Genomic DNA, 25,402 nt, shown 5'->3' on the forward strand with positions numbered 1-25,402 from the left:
TCGACCACCAAGGTGACACCCATGAGCAACAAGACCGCCGGGACGGCAAGGACGCCGCATTCCCTGCACTCCGATTCGCTGAACACCAAGGACATGCGCCGCATCCTCGCTTCCAGCTTCATCGGCAGCGCCATCGAGTACTACGACTTCATCCTCTACGCGACGGCAGCTTCCATCGTCTTCAGCCAGGTGTTCTTCGCGGATCTCAGCCCCTCCTTCGGGCTCTTCGCCTCCTTCGCCACCCTGGCCGCCGGCTACGTGGCCCGCCCGCTGGGCGGCATCGTCTTCGGCCACTTCGGCGACCGGATCGGGCGCAAGAAGATGCTGGTGCTGTCCATGATGATGATGGGCGTGGCCACCACGCTGATCGGGCTGCTGCCCACCACCGCGCAGATCGGCATCCTGGCCCCCACCGCCCTGGTGCTGCTGCGCGTGGTGCAGGGCATCGCGGTCGGCGGCGAATGGGGCGGGGCCGCGCTCATGGCCCTGGAGCATGCCCCGGCCTCCAAGCGCGGCTTCGCCACCTCCTTCGCCAACGCCGGCGGTCCGGCCGGCGCCATCCTGGCCACCCTGGTCGTCTCCGCCTTCTCGGCCATCGCCGGGGACCAGTTCCTGATCTGGGGCTGGCGCATCCCGTTCCTGCTCAGCGCGGCGCTGATTGCCGTGGGCCTGGTCATCCGGCTCAAGGTCGCCGAGACCCCGATGTTCAGCAAGCTCGCCGAAGCCAGCGAGAAGCGCAAGCTGCCGCTGCTGGAGGTGCTGCGCAACCACCCGCGCGCCGTGGTGCTGGCCCTGCTGGCCACCGTCAGCTTCTACTGCTGCCAGGGGCTGCTCACCGTCTGGGGCGTCTCGGTGGCCGTGGGCGAGGGCGTGGACCGCTCCGGGGTGCTGAACTGGAAGGCCGCCGGCGCGGTGCTCACCTTGATCGTCACCTTCTGGGCGGCCCGGATGAGCGACCGCGTGGGCCGCAAGCGGATGCTGGTTCTCGCCGGAATCGTCGGCATCGTGCTGGCCTACCCGCTGATGGCGCTGCTGAACAACGGCACCCTGTGGGGCTTCGCCGTGGCCATCGTGATCGGCAACGGACTGGTCCAGGGCCTGCTCTACGGGCCGATCGGCGCCTTTGTCGCCGAGCAGTTCCCCACCCACGTGCGCTACACCGGCGCCTCGCTGGCCTACCAGGGCGCCTCGGTGGTCGGTGCCGGATTCACCCCGATGATCGCTTCCGGGCTGGTCATCGCCGGCGGCGGCGGATTCTGGCTGGTCGCAGTATTCTGGATGCTCGTGATGGCCATCGGCCTGGGCGCGGTGCTGCTGACCCGCGAAAGCTCCAAAACCAGCCTCTCCTAGCAGCCAGTTGGCGCCCGCCGACCACCGCCTTTGCAATACGGTGGACGGCGGGTGCCCTTCATGCGCCAGCAAGATCCCGAAGAAAGAGAACAGCCCCATGCCCGCACAGATCAATTCCGGCCCGTACCCCGTGCGCGGCTACGCGAACTTCACCGGGGAGGTCTCGCAGAAGGCTAGCGAGTCCATCCCGGCCTGGAATCCCCCGGTGCGCGCGCCGCAGGGCGCACCGAATGTGGTCGTGATGCTCATGGACGACATGGGCTACAGCGACATCTCCCCCTTCGGCGGGGAAATCGACACCCCGGCGCTAGCCGAGATTGCCGCGGAGGGCTACCGGCTGGGCAACTACCAGACCCCGCCGATGTGCGCCCCGGCCAGGGCCGCCCTGCTCACCGGGATGAACCCGCACCGCGCCGGCTTCGCCTACGTCCCGCACATGGACCCCGGCTTCCCCAATTCCGCCATGGAATTGCCCGAAGACGCCCCAACGCTAGCCGAGAGCTTCAGGGCCGGCGGCTACGCGACCTTCATGGTCGGCAAGTGGCACCTGACCGTGGAATCGAAAATGCACGATGGCGCAGAGAAGAGCAGCTGGCCGCTGGCCCGCGGCTTCGACCGCTACTACGGCTGCATGGACGGGTTCACCTCGCTGCTGAACCCGCACCGGCTGGTGCGGGACAACAGCCAGGTAGTGGTCGATGAATACCCCGAGGGCTACTACCTCACCGACGACTTGACCGGCCAGGCGCTGGGGATGCTCACCGAGCTGCGCGCCAACGACCCGTCCAAGCCCTTCTTCCTCTACTTCGCCCACCAGGCCGTGCACGGCCCGCTGCAGGCCAAGCCCGCGGACCTGGAAAAATACCGAGGCCGCTACGACGCCGGATGGGACCACGTGCGCTCCGCGCGCTTCGCCCGGCAGATCGCCGAAGGCCTGTTCCCCGAATGCACCGCCTGCGCCCCGCGCAACACCGAGCCGGGAGCCGCGGTGGCGCCCTGGGATGAGCTGGCCCCGGAGCAGCAGCAGCTGTTCGCCCGCTACATGGAGGTGTACGCGGCGGCCGTGGACAACGTGGACCAGAACCTCGACCGGCTCATCGGCCACCTGAAGGCCACCGGCGAATACGAGAACACCATCATCGTGTTCACCTCCGACAACGGGGCCACCGCCGAGGGCGGGGACACCGGCACGCGCAGCTACTTCAGCCGCTTCGGCACCCCGCGCTTCGGCCTGCCCGAAGGCTGGGATCCCGATGTGGCCCGCGACCCGGAACTGATCGGCGGGCCACGGGCCTATGCGCACTACCCGCGCGGCTGGGCCTACGCCTCCAACACGCCGTTCCGGCTCTACAAGACCCACACCTACGGCGGAGGCACCCGCGTGCCGATGCTGTTGTCCTGGCCGGCCGGGCTTCCGCGGTCCGCAGCCGATGACGGGATCCGCCACCAGTACGCCTACGCAACCGATATCGGCGCAACCCTGCTGAATCTGGCCGGGATCGCGCCGCTGGGTCAGCGCCACGGAATGCCGGCGCAAGAAAGCGACGCGGTGCCATTCGATGCCTGGCTGCGCGATCCTTCGCAGCCCTCGGCGCACACCGAGCAGTACACCGAGCTCAACGGCCGCCGCGCCTTCATCGATGGCAAATGGAAGGCCGTGGCCCCCGAGCCCAACGGCCCCGGCTGGGAGCGGTGCGCCTGGGAACTCTACGATGTCGCCGCCGATCCCGCCGAGACCATGGACCTGGCTGCCGCCCACCCGCTGAAGGTCCTTGAGCTGGCCGAGCGCTGGCAGGCTGCCGGCTGGCGCAACCAGGTCTTCCCGCTCAATGACGACGGCTCGTTGAACCGCAACCGCCCGGCCACCGAACTGGCCCTGGAGCAACCGGTCACGCTGCGTCCCGGCGCCCCGAGCCTGGAACGCTTCCGCAGCGCCAAGCTGACCCGGCTGCGTTCCTTCAGCATAGATGCGCAGCTGGAGCACCGGATGCACGACGCCGGCGTCATCGTGGCGCACGGCGACCAGGGCGGCGGCTACGTGCTGTCCGTCCAGGACGGGCGGGTGCATCTGGGCTACAACCAGTACGGCACGACGCGCCGCACCAGCGCGCCCCTGGCCACCGGCGACCGGCAGATCACGGCCGAGTTCAGCGCCCGGCCCGGGCTGCGCTGGGATATCCGGCTGCTCGTGGACGGGGTGGAAGCGGCCCGGCTCGATGGCCTGCTGCAGCTGGCCGGCATGGCGCCCTTCGCCGGGATCAGCGTCGGGCTGGACCGCGGCGGGCCGGTGGACTGGGAGCTTTCCGAGCGCCACGGCTGCTTCCGCTACAACGGGAGCTTGCACCAGGTGCGCTATACGCCGGGGCCGAAAGCCGACTACAACCCGGAGCAGATCCTGGCCCTGGACCGGGCCATGGCCCGCGCTTTCGAGTAGCCGCCGCACCGCGCCGCGCAGCTGGCTAGCTGCGCGGCGCGACGGTGCGGAAACCGGTATTGCTGCTGGCGGAGTCCGCGCTGTTGGAGGTGCGGGCCGCAACCCGGTAGCGGTTGCAGTAGGAATCGTGGCAAAGGAAGGATCCGCCGCGCATGACCCGGCCGTGCCCGATGGTGGGCCCGGCCGGATCCGCACCGGGAGAATTGCGGTAGTACTTGGGCAGGAACCAGTCGGAGCACCATTCCCAGACATTGCCGCTCGTCTCGTGCAACCCGAAGCCGTTGGGCGGGAATGAACGGACTTCGGCGGTGCCCAGAAAACCATCCGCACAGGTGTTGCGCACCGGGAATTCGCCCTGCCAGATATTGCACCGGTGCTCGCCCTCCGGCCCGAGCAGCTCATCGCCCCACGGGTACCGCTTGGATTCGAGCCCGCCGCGCGCGGCGTACTCCCATTGCGCCTCGGTGGGCAGCAAGCGCCCGGCCCAGGCGCAATAGGCCTGCGCGTCGTTCCAGGAAACCTGGACCACCGGATGCTGCGGAATCTGCCGCCAGCTGGATTCGGCACCGTGCGGGTGCGCCCAGCTGGCCCCGCGCACGGTGAGCCACCAGCCGGCACCTTCGGCGCTGCCCAGGATGTCCTTGTCCGGGGCCTGGGCCAGCAGGTGGAAGACCGCCGAATAGCCATAGGCCTCGGACTCGGTCCGGTACCCGGTGGCTTCCACGAAGCGGGCGAATTCCGCGTTGGTCACCGTGGTGGCATCGATCGAGAAGCCCGACAGTGCCACGGCGTGCACCGGCCCCTCCCCGTCCTTCGCGTAGCCTTCGCCAAAGGCATCCCCCATGGCGAAGCTGCCTGCGGGCAGCGCCACCTCGGCAACCTGGCGAGTTGCCGGATCAATGCCGGCCTGCGGGAGCCCAGGCACGGCCGCGGGTGCGGCGCTGGACCCGGTTTCGGGGTGCTGACGCTGGGCAGGATGGCAGCAGGACACGGCGGACCTCCTTAGTGGAATCTGGTTTCTCCCAGCCTAGCCGAGCGCTGCCGCCCGGGCTCGCCAGCCCTTGGCGGCGCCCTAGCGCACCCGGAACACGTCGATGCGCACGCCGCCGGGGCGCCGTTCGCCCACGCCCAAGAACAGGGTGCGGTTCATCCAGGCATGCGGCCCGGAGTCATCGGCCGAGAGGTACGGGACGCAACGGAAGTAGACGCGGGAAGGATCCACCTGCTGCCCGGCCATCATCTTCTCCAGGTCTGCCGGGTCCGCCGAGCGCACCGCCCGGTTTTCCACCAGGATGCGCTGTCCATCCTCCAATTCCAGGACGTAGTTCGCTTCCAGCAGGGCCAAGTCCGCGGTCGGATAGCGCTGGAAGTCGGCCCCGGCATCCAGCACCTTGCCCTGGATCCCGGGGCCGGCTACGCGTCCGCCGCGGATCGGGGCCACCCTCCGGATGCCCTGTGCGGTGGCGCCGATGTCGATGGTCTCACTGACCTCGACCTCGATGGTGGCCACGAAGTCCAGTGCGGGCGGGGTTGGGTTCTGCTCCATTCCAGGTCCTTTCAAGGGTGCTTGTTTCCATTGTCCAGCAGGCCCGGGCTATTCGGCCTTGGCCGGCTGCGCAGCGGCATCTGCGGCGGCTGGTTGCTGCCGGTTGCCCGTTCCCGGCGAGCGCAGCATCCCCAGGGCGGCCGCGGCAACCAGCACCACGATGCCCACGCCCAGGTAGAGCTGGCCGGCGGTCCACGAGGCATCAAGCAAGCTGCCGGCAGCCAGCGGGGCGAGGATGGCGCCGAACCGGCCGATGCCGATGGCCCACCCGACGCCTGTTCCGCGCGATTGCGGAGCGTAGGAGGCCGGGGCCAGGGTATACAGGCCGGCAACGCAGCCGTTGATCAGCATGCCGACCAGGACGCCGAGCACGAAGGCCAGGGCGAGGATGCCGGCGGCCGAGATGAAGACCACCATGAGCACCGAGGAAAGCACGGTGAACGCGATGAGCACCTTGCGGACGGCCCATTTGGCAGTCAATGCGCCGAAGAGCAGGGAACCGAAGGTGCCGCCCAGGGTCAGCATCAAACCGCCTACCACGCCCTGGCTTTCGGTCATGCCCGCGGTAACCAGCAGCTTCGGGGTCCAGCTGTTCACGAAGTAGAAGCCGAACATCACGGCGAAGAAGGCAACCCAGATCACCGTGGTCACCCGGCGGGTATCCGGCGAGAACAGCGCGAGCACGGCGTTGCCGCTTCCCTTTGATCCATCGTTGCCCTGCTCGGGCAGGACTACGTCCTCGGCACCCAGGCGCATCTTGCGTGCCAGCTGGCCCAGCTTCTGGCTGGTTCGCGCGGTACGCCGGGTTAGCAGGAAGTCCACGGACTCCGGAACGACGGCCAACAAGGCGAAGAAGGCAGCCATCGTCAGCGCACCGCCGAAGATGAAGACCGAGCGCCAACCATAGTGCGCCTGCAGCCAGACTGCGGCCATGCCGCCCAGGGTGGCGCCGACACCATAGCCAGCGGTGTAGATGCTCACGGCCATGCCGCGCCAGCGCCCATTTGAGTACTCGCTGGTGATCACGTTGGTGCATGCCAGGATGCCGCCGACGCCCAGGCCCGTGACGATACGCCAGATGGCAAGGGCCGTCATGGAATCTGCGGTGGCGGAGAGGAACATGCCCGCCGAAGCGAGCGCGGTGGTGCCCAGCAGCATCGGGCGGCGTCCGAACAGGTCGGCAAATGGGGCCAGGAACAACGAGCCAGCGGCCATGCCAAAGAGGCCCGCGCTCAGCAGCACGCCCAGCGCGGCTCCGTTCAACGAGAATTCTTCGGAAACCTGGTTCGAGGTAAACGCCATGGCCAATACATCAAAACCATCGAGGGCGTTCAAAAAAGTGCAGACTGCGACGACCAGCCATTGGAAGGCCGACATCGGTGAATTTTCAATTCTCTGCTTGATGTCCATGGGGAACTATCTCCAGTTTCGGGGTGCACCAAGCCACCCGCCGAGCCGTTTCTGCCTGCCGGCGGTGGTGCCTAGATGGGAATTCAGCTAGTTCGGTTCGATGGTGACCACAGCAGGCCCGCCACCGGTGGCGGCATCGGCTTTGGCGCCGGTCTTCGAGGTAATGGCCCGTGAAACGCAGCAGTTCATCTTGCTCGACTGGCGTTTTTGCCGTTCGGAGTAGAACACGTCGCGGTGGTCGATATGACCGGTGATCTCGGTGATGCGCACCTCGCACAATCCGCATTCGCCCTTGCGGCAGTCGGACATCATCTGCGCCCCGGCATCTTCCAAGGCCTCAAGCATGGACCGCCCCTGCGGAACGGCCACTTCCAGGCCCAGCTTGGGAACCCGGACAATGAATTCTTCGGGGTCATGCCAGCCGGAGTTGCCAAAGGTTTCATAGCGCAGCGCCGAAGGTTCCAGCTCGCGCTCTACCCAGCCCCGGCGAACCGCATCCATGAGCCGGATCGGCCCGCACATGTACAGTTCCGTTTCCTGACCAGCACGTCCAAGCAACTCGTTGACCTTCAGCGACGTGCCCTCGTCATCAACGTGGACTTCCAGCCGGGAACCGTGCTCGGTTTGCAGTTCGGACAGGTAGGCCATGGCCGAACGCTTGCGTCCGGCGAAAACCAGCGTGTAGTCAGCCTTCAATCCCTTGAGCACCGAAGCCATATTCGCCATGGCGGTGATGCCAACACCCCCGGCCAGCAGGATGTAGTGCTTGGCTCCCACGCGCAGCGGGAAGTTCTGCAATGGCTGGGTGATCTGCAGCCGGTCCCCTACCGACAGCTCGTGCATGTAGGTCGATCCGCCCCGGGACAGCGGCGCCTTGAGCACGCTGATCGCCAGAGTTGTTCCGTCGGCGCTGGATTCAACTACGGAGTAGGAACGCTTGGCATCATTGCCGTTGATCTGTACCGCCAGATCAATGTGGGAGCCTGGCTCGGCGCGCTTGGGCAGCTGCGGGGCGAGTTCAATGCGCTTGATCCCGTCGGCCACCTCCACGATGCGGGTGACTGCCGCGTCCTGCCAGACTTCAATATTCGTCGCTGCCATTGCGTTGGCACCAACCTTTCAGTTTGAGCGAGGGAACCGGCTAGGCGCGGGCGGACTGGTTTGCTTCGGCTGCGAGCATGCCTTCGAGGATGCGGCGGACCCACATGCCTCCGGCGTCGATGTTCAGGTTGTAGAACTCGTAGTCCGGGTTGGCATCGATGGCTTCCTGCTGGGCCTTGAGCATCGCTTCGTCCTCGCCGAAGACGCCATGCACGCCGTCACGCAGCTGGGTGGTGATCAGCTGGCTGTCAAGGCAGTAGTTGCGCATGAACGCCCAGAAGTAGTGCGAGGAGCGATCGGTTTCCGGGGTAATGGTGTTCACGACGAAACCATTCACGCCTTGGCTGCGGTCGCCTTCCGGTGCTCCGGTGCCGGCCTTGGCCACACCCACGTCAATGGTGATGGTTGCCGGTGCTTCGAAGTGGATGATCTGCCAGCGGTCTACCTTGCCCTCGAAGCCCGGGAACTTATCGCGCATGTTCTTCAGCCAGAACGGCGGTGCATCGATATTGTGCATCCAGCGGGTGACGGTGACCTTGTTGCCCTCGTGCGTGGTGATGAATTCCGAGTCGCTGAGCTCATCCTGGCCGATCGAGGAGGAATGCACGAATTCCTCATGGGTCAGGTCCATCAGGTTGTCCAGGATCAGCTGGTAGTTGCAGTCCGCGGCAATGGTCATGCCGTCGCCTGCCCATTGGTCGGAAGACATCTGGTGCATGTCCGGGACCCGATCCGGGTCTGCCAAGGATGGGTCGCCCATCCAGATCCACACGTAGCGGTAGCGCTCGACCAGGGGGAAGGAGGGAACGGTGGCCGAGGGGTTGATGGTCTCCTGGGCGGGCATGGAGACGCAGCGGCCAGCGGAGTTGTAGACGATGCCGTGGTAGGGGCACTGCAGTCCGTCTTTGCCTACGGTCTTGCCCATGGACAGCGGGGCCAGCCGGTGCCAGCAGGAATCGGCCAGCGCCACGGCCTTGCCGTCTTCGGTGCGGTAAAGGGCTACCGGACGCTTGGCGATGGTGCGGGACATGGGCTTGCGCGTGACCTCGTGGTCCCATGCCGCTACGTACCAGGCATTGAGCGGGTGGCCCATGATCTTGGCGGTGGTGGTGCTCTTGGCTGCAACCTCGGTCATGGCAGTCCTCTCGATGGCGGACCCGGCTGCGCTCAGCCATGGCGGATCCAGTATGTGATTTGCTCAAGGGTGGAATTCGGCAAACTATCTATGCACATAGATAGTTTGCATGCCATTAGAATAGCTATACACATAGTGATTGGCAACACATTTCCGGAAAGAGGCGATTTTGAGTCTTCGCAACGCGCTGCTTTCGCTGCTGACAGTTGAGCCAATGACCGGCTACGACCTGTATAAAGTCTTCGAATCCTCGGTCGGGCACGTCTGGCACGCACCGGACTCGCAGATCTACCCCGAGCTGAAACGCATGGAATCCGAGGGGCTCATCACGGGCCAGGATGTACCGTGGGGTCCGCGCGGAAAGAAACGGCAATACACCATCACCCAGCAGGGAGTTGCCCAATTCAAGGGCTGGATGAACACCCCGCTGGAGTACGCACGCACCCGCGATCCGGCGCATCTCAAAGCGGCTTACCTGGAGTGGGCGGAACCCGAGGCCGCACGTGAGCAAATGCGAGGGCATATCGCTCATCACCAGTCCCTGCTCAAGCAATGGCAGGAACGGATCACCGAATTGGAGCAAGGTTCGAACTCCATGCTCGCCAAGCGATTGAAGAGCACGCCGCGCAAGGATTGGGAAGCGACGGTCGCCTATAAGCGGTTCACCTACGAGGGCCTGATTGCCCGGGCAGAATCCGAAATCCAATGGGCTACGCGCGGGCTGGAACTCATCGATTGCTTGAACGCCTGAGAGCTGCTGGCGGGCGCAGGAAAGCCGCCGGTCCCGCAAGGACCGGCGGCTCAGCTTGCTACTTGGGGTCCGTCAAGAACTTCGTCTTGGCTTCCTCCGGACGATGCCCCTGCTTGGCCTTCTGGATTTCGGCATAGACGTGGTGGCGGAGTTCGGTGAACCGCGGCAGCGACCGGGTCTCCAGCTGGTCGCGCTCTGCCGGCAGGTCAATGGCAATATCCTCCTGCACCACGGTCGGCGACGAGGAAAGAATGATCACCCGCTCGCCCAGGTAGATCGACTCGTCGATATCGTGGGTCACGAACAGCACCGTCACGCCCAGCTTCTTCCAGACATTGCGGATCAAATCCTCGAGGTCAGCACGCGTCTGAGCATCAACGGCCGCGAACGGCTCATCCATCAGCAATACCTCTGGCTGGTAGGCCACCGCGCGGGCAATCGCCACGCGCTGCTGCATGCCGCCGGAGAGCTGCCAAGGATAGGACTTGGGCACATGGGCCAGCCCCACGGCCTCCAGCGCCTCGTCGACCAGCTTCTTGCGCTCGGCCTTGGGCACCCCGGCATTCTTCAGAGGCAGCTCCACATTGTCGGCCACGCGCAGCCACGGAAACAGCGAACGGCCGTATTCCTGGAAGACCACAGCCATTTTCTTGGGCGGCCCCGTGACCTTCTGGCCGTCCAGCAGCACTTCGCCGCTGGTGGCGCCCAGCAACCCGGCAATGCACTTGAGCAAGGTGGTCTTGCCCGAGCCCGAAGGGCCCACCAGGCAGACCAGCTCCCCGTGCCCCAGGTCAAAGGTCAGGTCGCGGACGGCTTCGATATCGCCGCCGTCAGTGTGGTAGACCTTCTTCAGGCCACGAACCGAAAGCAGCGCTTCGCCTTCTGGCAAGGTGCGTCCACCGGTGGTTCCATTCTGGCTAGACAGCATTTTCAACCTCTTTCAGACCGTTGTACCAGCGCAGCACGCGGCGTTCGATCCACTGGAAAATAAATGACATGATGACACCGATCAGACCCAGCACCACGATGCCGGACCACATTTCCGGAACAGCGAAGGAGCGCTGGAACTGGACTATCGCGAAGCCCAGCCCGGAGGAGGACGCGAACATCTCGGAAATGACCATCAGGATCAGCCCGATCGACAGGCACTGGCGGATGCCGGCCATGATGGTCGGGGTGGCGCTGGGCAGCACCTGGTAGCGGATCCGCGAGAAACCGCTGATCCCGTAGGAACGGCTTGTTTCGTTCTGCACCGGGTCGATGGCGCGCACGCCTTCGATGGTGTTCAGCAGCACCGGCCAAATGGCTCCGGAGATGATGACTGCGATCTTCATTCCGTCGTTGATGCCCACCAGCAGCATCAGCACCGGAATCAGCACCGGCGGCGGCAAGGCGCGGAAGAATTCGAAGACCGGCTCGGTGATGGCCCGTGCGGTGCGGTTCAAGCCCACCAGCAGGCCCAGCAGCACGCCGAGCACGATGGCCCCGAGCACGCCGAAGACCAGCCGCTGAATGCTTGGCAGCACATCGGTGAACATCCGTTCGCCGATCCAGGTCTCGATAAAGGTCCTGACCAGGTCGGCCGGGGTGGGAACGAAGAAGCTCGCTCCGCCCAGGGTGGCGGCAACCCACCAGAGGACCAGCAGGATAGGCAGGGCCACGAGGAAGGTCAATGACTTCAGGGTTCTCATGCGATGACTTCTCCTCGAACAGAGGCATGCCAGGAGAGCACGCGCTTCTCGACCACGCGCATGCACAGGTTGATCACCACGCCCAGCAGGCCGGTGGCCACGATCAGCGCGTACATTCCGGCAATTGCGCCGCCGGATTGGGCCAGCTGGATTTCCTTGCCCAGCCCCGGGGAACCGATGATCAGTTCCGCGGTGATCGCCAGGATCAGCGCTACCGCTGCTCCCAGGCGGATGCCGGTCATCAGGTACGGCAGCATGGTGGGGAAAATGACGTCGCGAATGCGCTGGAAACGGGAGAACCCGTAGGAGCGGGCTGTCTGCATCGCCACGTTGTCCACGTCCGCCACGCCGTAGAGCACCTGGATCAGCACCTGCCAGAAGCAGGCGTAGATGATCAGCATCAGAGAGGACTCGATCTTCGTGCCGAACATCAGCACCGCCAGCGGGATCAGCGCCACCGATGGAATCGGGCGCAGGAATTCGATGGTGGAGTTGGTGGCGCGGCGCAGGAAGGACGACATGCCGATGGCCAAGCCCAGCACCAGGGCCAGCAGCACGGCGATGGCCAACCCGATGAACCAGGCGAGCAGGGTCTCGCCCACAGCCACCCAGAAGGCCGTCAGCATGAAATCGGCGAACAGTGTCATCAGCACTTCTGAAGCCGGCGGCAGGTAGGCGGCCTGGACGATTCCCAGGGCCGGGAGCAGTTCCCAGATGCCAAGGAAAATCACGATGCCGATCAGCCCCCACACCCCGTTGGGCACCGCCGATCCGGTTCTTGCGCGCTTGGCCCTGCGCGCCCTCGCAGGTGCTGCGCTCGTGGCACTCATGGCAGCAGCTTTTCCAAGTCAACCGGCTTGGACAAGGTCCCGTAGCTTTGCGCCGCGTCGCCGAGCTTCTGCACGGCCTCGCGGTTGAAGTCGGTGCGGAAGCGCGGCAGCACCATTTCAGCGCGGACTTCCTCGCTGATCTTGGTGTACGTGCCGACGATGTCGCGGACCTCGTCGGGGTTCTGCTGCGCGTAGTCCAGCGACTTGTTCATCGCCCTGGTGAACTTCTGCGCCACCTCGGGATTTTCCTGCGCATACTGCGCCGAAGTGAAGTAGCCGGCAACATCCAGCTCCGGATCGAATTCGGCGAAGTTCGCCGACAGCATTTTCGCTCCGGCGTCCAGGGCCGAGCTCTGGAATGGCTCCAGGATCCAGGCCGCATCGACAATGCCGTTCTCCAGCGCTGCCGGGGCATCAGGGAATGGGACCTCGACGAATTCGATGCTCCCCGGGTCTCCCCCGTCTTCTTCGACGATCGACTTGATGGTGGTGTCGCCGATATTCGACAGGTTGTTGACCGATACCTTCTTGCCGGCCAGGTCCTTCGGCGAGGAGATCTTGGAATCGCCCTTGACCAGCACGGAGCCGACATCCGAGGTGCCATCTCCCGTGGTGGAGATGCCATTGGCAACGAATTTCATGTCCAGGCCCTTGTCATTGGCGACCATCACGGAAATGAGGTTTGAGAAGGCGAAATCGTAGCTTCCGGATTGGATGCCCGGGACGATGGCCGAGCCTCCGGTGGCGGTTTCGATTTCCAAATCCAGGCCTTCGTCAGCGAAGAAGCCCTTGGCGTCCCCGAGCCAGATGGGTGCGGTATCCACGATCGGGATCACGCCGACGGTGATTTGCTCTAGCGAGCCCCGGGCATCGGCGGAGTTGTCTGCTCCTCCGCTGGGTGAACCGGAGCTGCAGGCGGCCAGCGCGAGCACTGAGATGGAAGCGAGTGCGAACTTGAGCGAGTGTTTCATGGCGAATTCCCCCATTGTGGTGCGATTGCCGCTGCGTCCCCGGCTTCCCGGGGCCGCAGCAGCATGAGTGCAAAGCAGTTGGATTACTTGATGACCAGCTGGTCCATGTCCGGGGCCTTATCTAGGAATCCGAACTTGGCCGCCAGCTCGCCGAGCTTGGTCAGCTCGGGAAGCGGGGTTTCAGCCTGCCAGGTTTCCATCAGCAGTCCCTGGGCCACCTTGGCGTCCATGTTGATGAAATCGGGAAGCATGGCGCGGGCGGCATCCGGATCGCTTTCAGCCGTTTCGAGAACTTCTGCCATCGCGGCCTTCCAGTTCGTGATGACCTCGGGGTTCTCCTCGGCGAACTTGCCGCTGGTGAAGCTGACCATGGTTGGCATGCCGGCAATGGCATCCTGGTTCGGGTAGCCCACCAGCTCGTTGTCCTTGTTGGCCAGCGCGCGGGAGAGGAATGGCTCTGGGACCCAGATCGCGTCGACGTTGCCGCGGTCCAGCTGGGCTTCCATATCCGGGAACGGCATTTCGCTGAACTTCAGGTCCCCAGGATTGGCTCCGGCCATCTCCGCCGATTCCATGATGGTCAGATCGCCCTGGGTGCGCAGCGCGTTGACCGAGGTGGTCTTGCCTGCCAGGTCCTTCCAGCCACTGATTGCCGAGTCCTTGCGGGCAACTACGCCGTTGGCATCTTCGCCTGAGCTGCGGGACTCGGAGTAGCCGGTGACGATCTTCATGTCCAGGCCCTTGTCCGCTGCGGTCATCACCGATAGCGGGTTTCCTACGGCAATGGCCAGTTCGCCGGTGGAAACTGCGGGCAGCATTGCCGCTCCGGCGTTGGAGGTGCTCAGCTCGACATCCAGGCCGTGCTTCTCGAAGGTGCCGGTATCGATGCCCTGCTGCACTGCTACCGACGGTGCGATGGGCAGGATGCCCACGGTGATCTTGGTCAGCGAGCCGTCTTCGGCGGCCGCGGAATCGCTTCCTTCGGCTTCCCCCGAGCCGGAGAGCGACCCTCCGCCGCAGCCAACCAGGCCCAGTGACAGGACTGCCGCACCTGCGAGTAATGTAGACCAGCGCTTATTCATATTTCCCCCTAGAAAGCCAGTGCCCCGGTCCCGAGTGGCAGACCGCGAAAAGCGTGTGATTTGAGACACATAACCAGACTAGGGTAATCATTGAAAAAGTCAATGGTTGACCTTGTAATGATTTAACTTCTAAGGCTGCAGGCCAGATCCTGGCCGATGGTCAATGGTTTCCAGCCCGGACGCTGCCATCAACGCCCGGGCTGGAAACCCTCAACTGTATTGCTTGCGCAGATCGGCTTTGCGGATCTTTCCGCTGGCCGTGCGCGGCAGTTCATCGAGGAATACTGCGGTGCGCGGAATCTTGTAGCGGGCCAGCCGGCCATTGAGATGGGCCACGATCTCCTCCTGGCTCAGCGAGCTTCCCGGCTTGAGCACGGCGATCGCACGCGGCACCTCGCCCCATTTATCGTCCGGGATCCCAATGACCGCGACAGACTCGATTTCGGGCAGCTCCATGATGGCTTGCTCCACTTCCGCCGGGTAGATGTTCTCACCGCCGGAAATAATCATGTCCTTCAGGCGATCCGAGATGAACAGGAAGCCTTCCGCGTCCACATGCCCGATATCCCCGGAACGGAACCAGTCGGGTTCGTAGAAGGCGCCGGCACTAGCTTCAGGGCGGTTCCAGTATTCCTGGATGACATTGGGACCGCTGATCAGGATTTCGCCCACCTCGCCGGCGGGCAGCTCGTTGCCCAGGGAATCGGCAATGCGGATATCGGTGAAGAAGTGCGGCAAACCTGCCGAGCCCATTTTCGGGCGGGAATGCGCGGCTTGCAGCAAGGTGGCTCCCGGTGCGGTTTCAGTCAGCCCGTATCCGCCGCTGAACCCCAACCCGCGGGCCTCGTAGGCTTCCAGTACACGCAGTGGCACGGCCGAGCCGCCGCAGGTGAGCATTTGCAGCGAGGACAAATCGGTGTCCGCCCACTTTTCGTGCTCGGCCAGGAGCTGGAAGGTGGTTGGCACCCCGGAAAGCTGGGTGACCTGGTAGCGTTCCACCGCATCCAGGACGGCAGCGGGTTCGAAGCGCTCCTGCAAAACCACAGTTCCGCCCTTGAGCAGCATCGGCAGGGCGCCCATGCCCAGGGCCGCCACGTGGAACAGCGGAGCGATGAGCAGGACCACCGATTTGCTGGTGATGTCGTAGTCCACGATCACGTTGTAGGAATTCCACGTCATGTTCGCGTGGGTGAGCACCGCGCCCTTGGGCGTGCCAGTGGTTCCCGAAGTGTAGAGGATGATGGCCGGGTCTTCGAGTTCCACGGCGATGTCCCCGTGCGCGGCATCGCCGGCCTGCAAAGCCCGCTCATAGGAGCTGTCTTCGCAAGGAACCAGCGCGACGTCCCAGGCCCGGGCCACCGGGCTGCCGGCAATGGCCGCCTGCGCTTCATCAGCGAAGTTCTGGATATAGACCAGCACTTCGCTGCCCGAATCGCGCAAGGCGAAGTTCAGCTCCCGGGGAGCCAAGCGCACATTGAGCGGCACAAACAACGCACCGAGTTGCGTGGCGGCGAACATGGTCTCCAGATAAGCAGTGTGGTTGGCCCCGAGGAACGCCACGCGGCTGCCCCGGGTAATCCCCTGGGCTGCCAGGGCACTGCTGAGCTTGTCGATGCGTTCTGCCAGCTGAGCGTAACTCAGGCTGACTCCCGCGTGGATCACCGCAACCTGCTGCGCGGACTTCACCCGGCGCCGGTGGATCCAGTTGCCAAACCCCTTATTCAACATCTGTCACTCTTTTCATTAGGTCGATCGTTGCGGCTATCGCGCTGGCCCAGCAGCGCTGCGCCCTAGGCGTAGAAGCGGTAGAGGCCGCGGGAGACAACGGCCGGCTTCGTGCCGCCCTCCACTTCGACCACCTGGTCCACTGCGATCTGGTATCCGCCCTTGACCTCTTCCACTTCGGCAATTACGGCCTTCATGCGGACCTTGGAGCCCACTGGCACCGGAGACGGGAAGCGGACTTTTTCCAGGCCGTAGTTGACCTTAGTCTTCACGCCGGTGACATCGAAGAGCTCGGTCCAGAAGGCGATCTGCAGGCTCAGGGTCAAATAGCCATGGGCAATCGGTCCGCCGAATGGCCCGTCCTTGGCCTTTTCCGGATCGGTATGGATCCACTGGTGGTCATCGGTCGCGTCAGCGAAGGTGTTGACCTGTTCCTGGGTGACCACACGGTATTCGCTGTAGCCCAGGTCCTTGCCCTGTGCGGTGGCGAGGTCTGCGTAATCCAAAATGGTCGGTGCCATGGTGTTTCTCCTGGTGTTGTGTTGGTTGTTTGCGGAAGTTCGTTGCTGCCGGATTCAGCGGAAGGCGCTGACCCCGGTAATTGCCCGCCCGATGATCAGCGAGTTGATTTCGTGGGTGCCTTCGTAGGAATAGATGGCTTCGGCATCGGCGTGGTGGCGGGCCACGTTGTTCTCCAGCAGGATGCCGTTGCCGCCGCAGGCTTCCCTGGCCAGGGCCGCGGTTTCGCGCAGCATCCGGGCTGTGAACATCTTGGCCATCGCCGAGTTCTCGTCGCGGTAGATGCCGGCTTCTTGCTGCTGGGTCAGGCGCACCACCATGGCCAGGCAGGCGGTGGCGTTGGAGAGCATATGCGCCAGCTTTTCCTGGATGAGCTGGAAGGAGCCCAGCGGCTTGCCGAACTGGCTGCGCTTGGCGACGTAGTCGCGGGCCGATTCATAGGCCCCGAAGCACACGCCGGTGGCAATCCAGGCGACATCCGAGCGCATATTGCGCAGGCACGCAGCGACGTCCGCGAAGGAGTTGATCTCCGCCAGCCGCGCGGCGGCCGGGACCCAGGCATCGGCAAGCTCGATGTCGGCGTTCTGCATGATGCGCAGGCTGGTCTTGCCCGGGATCTTGCTCAGTTTCACGCCGGGCGCGTCCGTTGGCACCAGGAAGCACTTGACCTGCGAGTCGGCCTCGTCGCGGGCGAAAACTGCCAGCACGTCGGCTTGGCTGGCGCCACCGATCCAGCGCTTTGCGCCGTTGATCAGCCAGCCAGCTTCCCCGTCGCGCTGCGCCTGCTTTGCCGAGGTCGCCAGCCCTCCGGCGATATCCGAGCCGTGGTCCGGCTCGGTCAGCGCGAACACTCCTTTATAGGCGAAGGAAGTGATCTGCGGTTCCAGCTGCGCAACCTGCTCTGGGCTTCCGCCCAGATTCACCGTGGTGCGGAACAGGCCCGACTGCGCGTTGTAGAAGGTGGCTACCGAGGCATCCATGCGGCCCAGCTCGAAGTTGCGGAAACCGGCATAGAGGCCCGAGGGGCGCTGGCCCGCTTCCAGGACTTCGGCAGGTTCCATCAGCTGGGCGTCGACCAGCGGCGCGATAATCTGCTCCGGGAATTCCCCACGCTCCCAGTAGTCGTCGAGTACCGGGCCCACATGCTCTTCCAAAAGGGCACGCAGGCGCGACAGGGCATCGCGCTCCGCCTCGCTGAGCAGATCCTTGAATCCGTAGAAATCGCTGGTGGCCACTGCTTCCATCAGCCCTGCACCCCCAGCACGCGAAGCGCATTGCCTTTCAGGATCCCCGGGCGGACTTCATCCTTCAGGTCCAGCTCGGCAAAGGCGCCAAGCCATTTCTGCGGAGTGATCAGCGGGAAATCGGTGCCGAACAGCAGCTTGCGCGCGAGCACGTTATTGCCCATCTTCACCAGCGAGGCCGGGAAGTACTTGGGGCTCCAGCCCGACAGGTCGATGTAGACATTAGCCTTGTGGGTGGCAATGGAATTCGCCTCGTCCTGCCAGGGCACCGAAGGGTGGGCCATGACGATGGCCAGGTTCGGGAAGTCCGCGGCCACATCGTCCAGCAGCATCGGGTTGGAATAGCGCAGCTTGATGCCGCGACCGCCGGGAAGTCCGGCACCCATCCCGTTCTGCCCGGTGTGGAAAATGCATGGCAGGCCCAGTTCCTGCAGCGTCTCCCACAGCGGGTAGAAGCTCTCATTGCTTGGGTCGAAGCCCTGCAATGACGGGTGGAATTTGAAGCCGCGCACTCCCAGGGACTCGGCCTGGTACCGCGCGTCGTCAATAGCCTGCTGCCCGCGGCGCGGATCGACCGAGCCGAAGGGAATCAGCACGTCATTGTTCCGGGCACAGCCTTCCACCAGATCCTCGATGGAGTTCGGATCATGCCCCAGCGCGGTGCGCGCATCGACGGTGAAGACCACTGCGGCCATCTTCAGGTCGCGGTACAACTGCGCGATGCTGTCGATGGACGGGGTCCGGTCCGCTGACTTGAAATACGCTGCCGAGGCCTCGAAGAGGTCTTCCGGCATGGCCTTGTGGCCGCATTCATCGACTTCAAGATGCACATGCATGTCGATGGCGTCCAGCGCCGCGAAGTCGATTCCGAGTTCATAACGTGCAGTCATGGCTTTTCCTCCGGGCGTTACTTGGCTGGTTCCGGGCGGAGTTCTCCAGGAAGCTCCGGGAACTTCTCGCCGACGGACTGCTGGTTGCCCGCGAACGGGAACCGTTCCTGCAGTGTTGCATAGTCCCAGCCGCCGTCGTGGAATTCCGATTCGATGGCCTCGGGGTGGCTCCACAGCTGCAGCCGGTCGCCGCCGGCGCCAATGGCCTGGCCGGTGATGCCGCCAGCTTCCTCGGAGGCGAGGTAGGCGATGAGCCCGGCCACGTCGTCGGCGGTGCCGAAGCCCAGGTCCTTGCGGAAGAAGTCCGGCATGGCTTCGCCGCGCTCATCGGCTTCGACGGCCTTGGCGAAGAACGGAACGGTCTTGGTCATTTCGGTAGCGGCCACCGGGATGACGGCGTTGGCGGTGACGCCGGCGCGCTTCATTTCCATGGCCCAGGTGCGCACCATGCCCACGATGCCGGCCTTGGCCGCAGCGTAGTTGCTCTGGCCGAAATTGCCGCGCTGGCCGGTGGGCGAGCCAATGGCGATGATACGGCCGGAGACATTGTTCTCCTTGAAGTAGCCGTAGGCCTCGCGGACGCAGGTGAAGGTGCCGCGCAAGTGGACGTTGATGACCAGGTCGAAGTCCTCGTCGGTCATTTTCAGCAGCGACTTGTCGCGCAGCACGCCTGCGTTGGTCACCAGGATATCCAGGCGGCCGAAGTTCTCCACCGCGCCGGCAACCAGTGCCTTGGCGGTTTCAGTGGAGCCCACCGCCGCTACGACGCCTGCGGCTTTGCCGCCGGCCTCGGCGATGGAGGAAACGGCCGCTTCCACAGCCGCTGGGTCAACATCGTTGATGATGACCGCAGCGCCCTGGCGAGCCAATTCTTGCGCGTAGCTCAGACCTAGTCCGCGTCCGCTTCCGGTGACGATGGCAACTTTCCCTGCTAGCGACATGAGTTCTCCATTTCAATGGGTGTTTCGATTGCTCCCCCTCGGTGAAAAGTGGGAACCTTGACTACATACATAAGAACTTTAATCCTTGAGAAAGTCAATGGTTTATTTTTTCATGAAAAGTGAGGATAATGGAGTGAGCAGCAAAATCACTGCCAAATCAGCGAAGGAAGAGCAGTTCATGAAATGCGACCTCGTGCAGGAGCTGAACTTCCTGGTGGCGCGCATGCGCTCCCTGGGGTCCAGCCGGGCCAACCACGCACTGAAGCCCCTCGGCCTGAAGGTGCGCTCCTACTCCGTGCTTTCTTTGGCATGCAGCGACATCATGCCGACCCAGCGCGACCTGGCAGAGTTCCTGGCCCTGGACCCGAGCCAGATCGTCCCCCTGGTGGACGGCCTGGAATCCGGAGGGCTGGTCTCGCGCATGCCGGATCCGAAGGATCGCCGCTCCAAGGTCATCGTGGCCACCGCTGCCGGGCGGAAGCTCTATGCGCAGGCCAGGAAGGTCACGAAGCAGAATGAGGATGAGACCCTGGAGGCGCTCACCCCGGGCGAACGCCTTCAGCTGCGCGACCTGCTATCCCGCGTCGCCTTGGCCGAGGCCGAGTAGCGACGCCGGAAGTATTCTCATTCATTGAGAATGCGCCTGCCTGCCGGGTCGCATGCACCGCATCCTGATGGAAGTTCTTCTTACTTCCTTAGACCACATGCATCGGTCCGGCAACGCAGCCGGGCGCTCGGTTGCTGGTCCAGACGACAGCAAGGCAGGGTCCCATGGTTCAGAATCCGCGCATCCTCAAGACCAAGGTCGGCATCATCGGCGGCGGCCCAGCCGGGCTCATGCTTTCGCATCTGCTGGCCAAAACCGGCATCGAGAACATCGTCGTGGAAATGCGCGACCACGAGGCCATCCGCAACACCCACCGTGCCGGAATCCTCGAAGCCCAAGCGGTCAAGATGCTCACCGAGTCCGGCGTGGATGGACGGGTCCTGACCCACGGCGACGAGCACGCCGGCATCGACCTGCGCTTCAACGGCGAATCCCACCCGCTGGACTTCCGCGACCTGGTCGATGCCACCGTCACCCTGTACGCGCAGAACGAGGTCTTCGTTGACCTGGCCGCGGCGCGCCAACGCGACCAGGGCGATGTGCGGTACTCCTGCGAAGTCACCGAGATCCTGGACTTGGAGACCTCCACCCCGAAGTTCCGCTTCACCGATGCGCAGGGCAACCTCTTCGAGGTGCATGCGGATGTGATCGTCGGCGCCGACGGCTCGCGCTCCTTCGCCCGCCGCCAGATGCCCGAAACCCTGCGCAAGGACTTCAAGGTCGCCTACCCCTTCGCCTGGTTCGGAATCCTCACCGAAGCACCGAAATCCGCCCCGGAGCTGATCTACGCGAACTCCCCGCACGGCTTCGCGCTGATCTCCCAGCGCAGCGACACCGTGCAGCGCATGTACTTCCAATGCGACCCGAACGAAGACGTGAACGCCTGGAACGATGACCGCATCTGGGCCGAGCTGCAAAAGCGCGTGGACGGACCGGATGGCTTCCAGCTGAAAACCGGGGAAATCTTCGACAAGACCGTCCTGGGCTTCCGCTCCTTCGTGCGCGAACCGCTCTCCCACGGGCGCCTGTTCCTGATCGGCGATGCCGGGCACACCGTCCCGCCCACCGGAGCCAAGGGCCTGAACCTGGCCTTCGCCGATGTGAAGGTGCTCTTCGAGGCCCTGGACTCCTACTTCTCCACCGGCAGCGAGCAGCTGCTGGACGGCTATTCGGACCTGGCGCTGAAGCGGGTGTGGAAGGCGCAGAACTTCTCCTACTGGATGACTTCCATGCTGCACACCCCGGTTGGCGGGGACCCGTTCATGGCCAAGCGCGCCTTGGGCGAGCTGGAAACCGTCACCTCCTCGCGGTTCGGCCAGCAGTACCTGGCCGAGTCCTACACCGGCTGGCCCCACGCTTAGAACCTCTAACCATCCTCCGCACCTTAGAAAGGAGCCCGCAATGAGCACCGAAACCGCACCGCAGGACCGCACCGAAGCCGAGTCCTTCAACAACTCGCATCTTCTGGACCCTGCGGCAACCACCGCCAGCCAGGAAGAAATCAGCGGCGAGATCGCCGATCTCCACGAGGCCTACCGCCAGGAGGTCATGGCGGGCAAGAAAGCCGAAACCCAGCCGCGCGTCGACTTCGCGCCCTACCGCTCCTCGCTGCTGCGCCACCCGACCAAGAACCTGCACCACGCTGACCCGGAAACCATTGAGCTGCACTCCCCGGCTTTCGGCCAGCGCGACGTGCATGCGCTGGAATCGGATCTGACCATCCAGCACAACGGCGAGCCGATCGGCGAGCGCATCGTGGTCGCCGGCCGCGTGCTCGATGGCGACGGCCGCCCGGTGGCCGGGCAGCTGGTGGAAATCTGGCAGGCCAATGCCGCCGGACGCTACATCCACAAGCGCGACCAGCATCCGGCCCCGATCGATCCGAACTTCACCGGCGTGGGACGCGCCATCACCGGCCCGAACGGCGAATACTCCTTCACCACCATCAAGCCGGCACCCTACCCGTGGAAGAACCACCACAACGCCTGGCGCCCGGCGCACATCCACTTCTCGCTGTTCGGCACCGACTTCACCCAGCGCATGATCACCCAGATGTACTTCCCTGGTGACCCGCTGTTCAGCCTCGACCCGATCTACCAGGCGATCACCGACAAGGAAGCGCGCGACCGCCTGGTCGCCAGCTACGACCATTCGCTGACGACCCATGAATGGGCTACCGGATACTACTGGGACATCGTACTCACCGGCTCCAACCGCACCTGGATGGAAGATGAAGAGGGAGACCACTAGCATGGCTCAGGCACCAGAACTGAAGCTGGCCCCCACACCGGGTCAGACCATCGGCCCGTTCTACGGCTACGCATTGCCCTATGAGAAGGGCAATGAGCTGATCAGCCAGGCCCATCCCCGCTCGGTGCGCCTGCACGGGATGGTCTATGACGGCAACGGCGAGGCCATTCCGGACGCCCTGCTGGAAATCTGGCAGGCCGACGAGAACGGCAATGTCGTTTCCCGCGATGGCTCGCTGGTCCGCGACGGCTACACCTTCACCGGGTGGGGACGGGCGGCGGTGGATAACGCCGGGCACTACACCTTCACCACCGTGAACCCGGGCGCTACCGAAGAGGGCAAGGCCCCGTTCATCATGCTCGCGGTTTTCGCCCGCGGCCTGCTCAATCGCCTGTTCACCCGCATCTACCTGCCGGAGGACACCGAAGCGCTGGCTAGCGACCCGTTGCTGTCATCGCTGGGCGAAGCAGAACGCGCAACGCTGATTGCTGCTCGCGAAGACGATGGCTCGCTGTGCTTCGATATCCGCCTGCAAGGCGGGAACGAAACGGTGTTCCTCTCCTACCCGCGCGAGAGCTAGTTGCCACCGCGACACCCCGCTGGATTGCCCCAGCGCCCGCACTGTTACGGGCGTTGGAGCGCCCGGCGGGGTGTTGCCCGTTGCCGGGCACTACAGTTCTAGATAGACGGCTTATACGCTCAACAGCTAAGAATCGAGGCACCGAATGGATGGCGCAGACTACGGCGTGCTGGCCCCCGCCTGGGCAGGAACTGCGGCCGGGGCATTGGCCAGCGATGCGTCTTTCGTCCAAGCCATGCTGGATGCCGAAGCCGGATGGGTGCAGGTCCAGGCGGATGCCGGCCTGTGCAGCGTCCAGGATGCGCAGGCCGTGCGCGAGGTGGCCCGCGCGGACCGCTACGACCTGGCCTTGCTGGCCTCCAGGACACCGGATGGGGCCAATGCGCTCATCCCGCTGCTGGGCATGATGCGCGACCTGCTCAAGCACGACGGGGCCGCGGCAACTGCGGGCACCGCGTTGCACCGCGGTGCCACCAGCCAGGACATCATCGACACAGCGCTGATGCTGGTCCTGTCCAAGACGCTCACGCTCACGCTGGCAGATCTGCGCAGCACCGCTGGCGGGTTGGCTGCCCTGGCGCAGGCCCACCGCGGGACCGTGTGCATTGCCCGCTCGCTGACCCAGCATGCGCTGCCCACCACCTTGGGCTGGAAAGCGGCCAGCTGGCTCTCGGCCGTGCTGGATGCCGAGCAGCAGCTGGATGCCGCGGCGCGGCAGCTGCGCTTGCAATGGGGCGGTGCGGTGGGCACGCTCGCCTCCCTGGAGCAGCTGCTCTCCGGCCAGCCGGAGACAACGGCCACAAGCCAGTCGCTGTCCTCGGATCTGGCGGCCCTGCTGGGCCTGGAGGATCCGGGAACGCCCTGGCACACCAACCGCATGCCGATTCTCCAGCTTGGCTCCGCACTGGGTGCGGCCATTGCCGCGCTGGGGACCCTGGGCGCTGATGTGCTCACCGCCTCCCGTCCGGAAATCGGCGAGCTGTCCGAACCTCGCGAGGCCGGCAAGGGCGGCTCCTCGGCCATGCCGCAGAAGCAGAACCCGGTGCGCTCGGTACTGCTGCGCAATGCGGCATTCAGCGCCCCCGGATTGCTCTCCACCCTGTTCACTGCTGCCGGCACCGCGGTGGATGAACGCCCCGATGGCGGCTGGCACGCCGAATGGAGTGCCCTGCGCGAACTGGCCCGGCTGGCATCAGGGGCGGCATTCCACGCTTCGTTCCTGGCCAACGGCCTGGGAGTGGATCGCGCTGCCATCGAGCGGAACCTCGCCCTGGGCGGAGATGCCGTGCTCTCCGAACGACTCGCTGCCGCCCTGGCTGATCTGGTGGTCGGCGGAAAACCGGCCATCCAGGCATTGGTGCGCCGCAGCCTCGACGAGGGCATTTCCCTGCGCGATCTGCTGCGCCTGGAAATCTCCGTGCATGACTTGAACGACCAGGACCTCTACGAATTATTTGATCCAGCTGGCTACCTCGGTGCCGCGGATCGCTTCACCGAAACCGTACTCGCCGATTACTCGGCACGGAAGGAATCATGGCAGTCCCGCAACTAACCCCCTCCTTGCTGCACACCGACAAGGCACTTCCCACCCTCATCGTCGGCCCCTCGCTGGGCACTGCGGCCCTGCCGCTGTGGGCTCCGGCCTTGCCTTACCTCAAGGACAAGTTCCAGGTCATCGCCTGGGACCTGCCGGGGCACGGCGAAAGCAAGCCGTCCACCGAAGCCTTCTCGCTGGCCGAACTGGCTACCGGCGTCACCAAGGCCGTCGAGGCGCTGCGTGCCGACGGCGTCATCTCCGAGGGCAGCAAGCTGTACTACGCCGGAGTGTCGGTCGGCGGGGCCACCGCCCTGCAGCTGGCCGTGGACCACGCCGGCTTCTTCGACGCGTTGTCCTCCATCTGCTCTGCGGCGAAGATCGGCACCCCCGACGGGTGGACCGACCGTGCCGAGCTGGTCGCCAAGGCCGGCACCCCGACCATGGTCGCCGGTTCTGCCGAGCGCTGGTTCGCACCGGGATTCATCGAGAAGGAGCCGGTGATCAGCACCGAGCTGCTGCACAGCCTGCAGAACGCTGACCGCTTCGCCTACGCCCACGCCTGCGGCGCCTTGGCAGGATTCGACGTGCGCGGGCAGCTGGCTTCAACCAGCGACCCGATCATTGCCATCAACGGCGCACAGGACCAGGTGTGCCCTCCGGCAGACGCGGAGTTCATCGCCGAAAATGCACCCCGCGGAACCATGGCGGTCATCGATTCGGCCGCCCACCTGGCCCCGGCCGAAGCACCCGAAGAGACCGCGGCCTTGCTGGCCGAGTTCTTGCTGGCCAACTAGAAGCGAGGACTTGC

General features: G+C 64.6%; 24 protein-coding genes. 9 read left to right on the forward strand and 15 right to left on the reverse strand.

Annotated elements, in window-relative coordinates; translation table 11 throughout:
- Positions 1-21 precede the first annotated feature (21 nt).
- Together ACFVHU_RS11130 and ACFVHU_RS11135 are read left to right on the forward strand one after the other, a co-directional pair.
- Complete coding sequence (locus ACFVHU_RS11130; RefSeq protein ID WP_388024435.1) at positions 22-1,350, forward strand: MFS transporter; 1,329 nt, start codon at positions 22-24, stop codon at positions 1,348-1,350.
- 97 nt (positions 1,351-1,447) lie between these two features.
- Positions 1,448-3,784, forward strand: a complete 2,337-nt coding sequence (locus ACFVHU_RS11135; RefSeq protein ID WP_388024437.1) for an arylsulfatase — start codon at positions 1,448-1,450, stop codon at positions 3,782-3,784.
- Positions 3,785-3,809: 25 nt separating this feature from the next.
- On the opposite strand, the gene ACFVHU_RS11140 is transcribed toward ACFVHU_RS11135, so the two are convergent.
- The 5 genes from ACFVHU_RS11140 to ACFVHU_RS11160 all read right to left on the reverse strand — a co-directional run bounded on the left by ACFVHU_RS11140 (position 3,810) and on the right by ACFVHU_RS11160 (position 8,976).
- Positions 3,810-4,775, reverse strand: a complete 966-nt coding sequence (locus ACFVHU_RS11140) for a formylglycine-generating enzyme family protein (RefSeq protein WP_388024439.1) — start codon at positions 4,773-4,775, stop codon at positions 3,810-3,812.
- 81 nt (positions 4,776-4,856) lie between these two features.
- Positions 4,857-5,330, reverse strand: a complete 474-nt coding sequence (locus ACFVHU_RS11145; protein ID WP_388024440.1) for a DUF3237 family protein — start codon at positions 5,328-5,330, stop codon at positions 4,857-4,859.
- A 48-nt stretch (positions 5,331-5,378) separates the two neighbouring features.
- Entirely contained in the window at positions 5,379-6,707 is a 1,329-nt protein-coding gene (locus ACFVHU_RS11150; protein ID WP_388024442.1) for an MFS transporter, read from the reverse strand.
- A 120-nt stretch (positions 6,708-6,827) separates the two neighbouring features.
- The gene (locus tag ACFVHU_RS11155; protein ID WP_388024444.1) at positions 6,828-7,841 is read right to left on the reverse strand and encodes a PDR/VanB family oxidoreductase; all 1,014 of its coding nucleotides are present in this window, start codon (positions 7,839-7,841) and stop codon (positions 6,828-6,830) included.
- A 40-nt stretch (positions 7,842-7,881) separates the two neighbouring features.
- On the reverse strand, positions 7,882-8,976 hold the full coding sequence (locus ACFVHU_RS11160) for a Rieske 2Fe-2S domain-containing protein (protein WP_388024446.1): 1,095 nt from the start codon (positions 8,974-8,976) through the stop codon (positions 7,882-7,884).
- A 169-nt stretch (positions 8,977-9,145) separates the two neighbouring features.
- Here ACFVHU_RS11160 and ACFVHU_RS11165 point away from each other — a divergent pair, with 169 nt between their 5' ends.
- The gene (locus ACFVHU_RS11165) at positions 9,146-9,727 is read left to right on the forward strand and encodes a PadR family transcriptional regulator (RefSeq protein WP_388024448.1); all 582 of its coding nucleotides are present in this window, start codon (positions 9,146-9,148) and stop codon (positions 9,725-9,727) included.
- 58 nt (positions 9,728-9,785) lie between these two features.
- Here the strand turns inward: ACFVHU_RS11165 and ACFVHU_RS11170 are convergent, their stop codons facing one another.
- The 10 genes from ACFVHU_RS11170 to ACFVHU_RS11215 all read right to left on the reverse strand — a co-directional run bounded on the left by ACFVHU_RS11170 (position 9,786) and on the right by ACFVHU_RS11215 (position 19,620).
- Positions 9,786-10,655: an ABC transporter ATP-binding protein gene (locus tag ACFVHU_RS11170; protein ID WP_388024450.1), complete on the reverse strand. Its 870-nt coding sequence runs from the start codon at positions 10,653-10,655 to the stop codon at positions 9,786-9,788.
- Positions 10,645-11,418 (reverse strand): ABC transporter permease, encoded by a 774-nt coding sequence (locus tag ACFVHU_RS11175; RefSeq protein ID WP_388024451.1) that lies wholly within the window; start codon positions 11,416-11,418, stop codon positions 10,645-10,647. The genes ACFVHU_RS11170 and ACFVHU_RS11175 overlap by 11 nt, the downstream gene beginning before the upstream one ends.
- Positions 11,415-12,248, reverse strand: a complete 834-nt coding sequence (locus ACFVHU_RS11180) for an ABC transporter permease (RefSeq protein ID WP_388024453.1) — start codon at positions 12,246-12,248, stop codon at positions 11,415-11,417. The genes ACFVHU_RS11175 and ACFVHU_RS11180 overlap by 4 nt, the downstream gene beginning before the upstream one ends.
- Positions 12,245-13,219 (reverse strand): ABC transporter substrate-binding protein, encoded by a 975-nt coding sequence (locus tag ACFVHU_RS11185; RefSeq protein WP_388024454.1) that lies wholly within the window; start codon positions 13,217-13,219, stop codon positions 12,245-12,247. Before ACFVHU_RS11185 ends, ACFVHU_RS11180 begins: the two co-directional genes overlap by 4 nt.
- A gap of 83 nt (positions 13,220-13,302) precedes the next feature.
- Positions 13,303-14,301, reverse strand: a complete 999-nt coding sequence (locus ACFVHU_RS11190; RefSeq protein ID WP_388024455.1) for an ABC transporter substrate-binding protein — start codon at positions 14,299-14,301, stop codon at positions 13,303-13,305.
- Between the two features lie 210 nt (positions 14,302-14,511).
- Complete coding sequence (locus tag ACFVHU_RS11195; RefSeq protein WP_388024457.1) at positions 14,512-16,029, reverse strand: long-chain fatty acid--CoA ligase; 1,518 nt, start codon at positions 16,027-16,029, stop codon at positions 14,512-14,514.
- Between the two features lie 62 nt (positions 16,030-16,091).
- The gene (locus ACFVHU_RS11200) at positions 16,092-16,547 is read right to left on the reverse strand and encodes a MaoC family dehydratase (protein ID WP_388024459.1); all 456 of its coding nucleotides are present in this window, start codon (positions 16,545-16,547) and stop codon (positions 16,092-16,094) included.
- A gap of 54 nt (positions 16,548-16,601) precedes the next feature.
- The gene (locus tag ACFVHU_RS11205) at positions 16,602-17,789 is read right to left on the reverse strand and encodes an acyl-CoA dehydrogenase family protein (protein ID WP_388024460.1); all 1,188 of its coding nucleotides are present in this window, start codon (positions 17,787-17,789) and stop codon (positions 16,602-16,604) included.
- Positions 17,789-18,679: an amidohydrolase family protein gene (locus tag ACFVHU_RS11210; RefSeq protein WP_388024462.1), complete on the reverse strand. Its 891-nt coding sequence runs from the start codon at positions 18,677-18,679 to the stop codon at positions 17,789-17,791. Before ACFVHU_RS11210 ends, ACFVHU_RS11205 begins: the two co-directional genes overlap by 1 nt.
- Positions 18,680-18,696: 17 nt before the next feature.
- Positions 18,697-19,620 (reverse strand): SDR family NAD(P)-dependent oxidoreductase, encoded by a 924-nt coding sequence (locus tag ACFVHU_RS11215; protein ID WP_388024463.1) that lies wholly within the window; start codon positions 19,618-19,620, stop codon positions 18,697-18,699.
- Between the two features lie 133 nt (positions 19,621-19,753).
- Between ACFVHU_RS11215 and ACFVHU_RS11220 the strand changes: the two genes are divergently transcribed.
- The 6 genes from ACFVHU_RS11220 (at position 19,754) to ACFVHU_RS11245 (ending at position 25,388) form a co-directional block, all read left to right on the forward strand.
- On the forward strand, positions 19,754-20,227 hold the full coding sequence (locus ACFVHU_RS11220; RefSeq protein ID WP_388024465.1) for a MarR family winged helix-turn-helix transcriptional regulator: 474 nt from the start codon (positions 19,754-19,756) through the stop codon (positions 20,225-20,227).
- 164 nt (positions 20,228-20,391) lie between these two features.
- A complete protein-coding gene (locus tag ACFVHU_RS11225) occupies positions 20,392-21,588 on the forward strand; it encodes a 4-hydroxybenzoate 3-monooxygenase (protein ID WP_388024466.1) in 1,197 nt (398 codons plus the stop codon).
- A gap of 40 nt (positions 21,589-21,628) precedes the next feature.
- Positions 21,629-22,477, forward strand: coding sequence for a protocatechuate 3,4-dioxygenase subunit beta (gene pcaH / locus ACFVHU_RS11230; protein ID WP_388024468.1), 849 nt, complete (start codon positions 21,629-21,631; stop codon positions 22,475-22,477).
- A gap of 1 nt (position 22,478) precedes the next feature.
- The gene (gene pcaG, locus ACFVHU_RS11235) at positions 22,479-23,057 is read left to right on the forward strand and encodes a protocatechuate 3,4-dioxygenase subunit alpha (protein ID WP_133834385.1); all 579 of its coding nucleotides are present in this window, start codon (positions 22,479-22,481) and stop codon (positions 23,055-23,057) included.
- Positions 23,058-23,202: 145 nt separating this feature from the next.
- On the forward strand, positions 23,203-24,609 hold the full coding sequence (locus ACFVHU_RS11240; RefSeq protein WP_388024469.1) for a lyase family protein: 1,407 nt from the start codon (positions 23,203-23,205) through the stop codon (positions 24,607-24,609).
- Positions 24,591-25,388 (forward strand): alpha/beta fold hydrolase, encoded by a 798-nt coding sequence (locus ACFVHU_RS11245; protein WP_166650807.1) that lies wholly within the window; start codon positions 24,591-24,593, stop codon positions 25,386-25,388. The genes ACFVHU_RS11240 and ACFVHU_RS11245 overlap by 19 nt, the downstream gene beginning before the upstream one ends.
- Positions 25,389-25,402: the final 14 nt, after the last annotated feature.

The sequence above is a fragment of the Glutamicibacter sp. NPDC127525 genome (genome assembly GCF_042672105.1).
GTDB lineage: Bacteria > Actinomycetota > Actinomycetes > Actinomycetales > Micrococcaceae > Glutamicibacter.

Bases quoted from the DNA above. Each gene is read 5' to 3' on its own strand.
- ACFVHU_RS11150 (WP_388024442.1), bottom strand. From the start codon at position 6,707: ATGTCGGCCTTCCAATGGCTGGTCGTCGCAGTCTGCACTTTTTTGAAC.
- ACFVHU_RS11180 (WP_388024453.1), bottom strand. From the start codon at position 12,248: ATGAGTGCCACGAGCGCAGCACCTGCGAGGGCGCGCAGGGCCAAGCGC.
- ACFVHU_RS11175 (WP_388024451.1), bottom strand. From the start codon at position 11,418: ATGAGAACCCTGAAGTCATTGACCTTCCTCGTGGCCCTGCCTATCCTG.
- ACFVHU_RS11190 (WP_388024455.1), bottom strand. From the start codon at position 14,301: ATGAATAAGCGCTGGTCTACATTACTCGCAGGTGCGGCAGTCCTGTCA.
- ACFVHU_RS11160 (WP_388024446.1), bottom strand. From the start codon at position 8,976: ATGACCGAGGTTGCAGCCAAGAGCACCACCACCGCCAAGATCATGGGC.
- ACFVHU_RS11225 (WP_388024466.1), top strand. From the start codon at position 20,392: ATGGTTCAGAATCCGCGCATCCTCAAGACCAAGGTCGGCATCATCGGC.
- pcaH (WP_388024468.1), top strand. From the start codon at position 21,629: ATGAGCACCGAAACCGCACCGCAGGACCGCACCGAAGCCGAGTCCTTC.
- ACFVHU_RS11130 (WP_388024435.1), top strand. From the start codon at position 22: ATGAGCAACAAGACCGCCGGGACGGCAAGGACGCCGCATTCCCTGCAC.
- ACFVHU_RS11195 (WP_388024457.1), bottom strand. From the start codon at position 16,029: ATGTTGAATAAGGGGTTTGGCAACTGGATCCACCGGCGCCGGGTGAAG.
- ACFVHU_RS11185 (WP_388024454.1), bottom strand. From the start codon at position 13,219: ATGAAACACTCGCTCAAGTTCGCACTCGCTTCCATCTCAGTGCTCGCG.
- ACFVHU_RS11170 (WP_388024450.1), bottom strand. From the start codon at position 10,655: ATGCTGTCTAGCCAGAATGGAACCACCGGTGGACGCACCTTGCCAGAA.
- ACFVHU_RS11145 (WP_388024440.1), bottom strand. From the start codon at position 5,330: ATGGAGCAGAACCCAACCCCGCCCGCACTGGACTTCGTGGCCACCATC.
- ACFVHU_RS11245 (WP_166650807.1), top strand. From the start codon at position 24,591: ATGGCAGTCCCGCAACTAACCCCCTCCTTGCTGCACACCGACAAGGCA.
- ACFVHU_RS11215 (WP_388024463.1), bottom strand. From the start codon at position 19,620: ATGTCGCTAGCAGGGAAAGTTGCCATCGTCACCGGAAGCGGACGCGGA.
- pcaG (WP_133834385.1), top strand. From the start codon at position 22,479: ATGGCTCAGGCACCAGAACTGAAGCTGGCCCCCACACCGGGTCAGACC.
- ACFVHU_RS11205 (WP_388024460.1), bottom strand. From the start codon at position 17,789: ATGGAAGCAGTGGCCACCAGCGATTTCTACGGATTCAAGGATCTGCTC.
- ACFVHU_RS11210 (WP_388024462.1), bottom strand. From the start codon at position 18,679: ATGACTGCACGTTATGAACTCGGAATCGACTTCGCGGCGCTGGACGCC.
- ACFVHU_RS11200 (WP_388024459.1), bottom strand. From the start codon at position 16,547: ATGGCACCGACCATTTTGGATTACGCAGACCTCGCCACCGCACAGGGC.
- ACFVHU_RS11135 (WP_388024437.1), top strand. From the start codon at position 1,448: ATGCCCGCACAGATCAATTCCGGCCCGTACCCCGTGCGCGGCTACGCG.
- ACFVHU_RS11240 (WP_388024469.1), top strand. From the start codon at position 23,203: ATGGATGGCGCAGACTACGGCGTGCTGGCCCCCGCCTGGGCAGGAACT.
- ACFVHU_RS11155 (WP_388024444.1), bottom strand. From the start codon at position 7,841: ATGGCAGCGACGAATATTGAAGTCTGGCAGGACGCGGCAGTCACCCGC.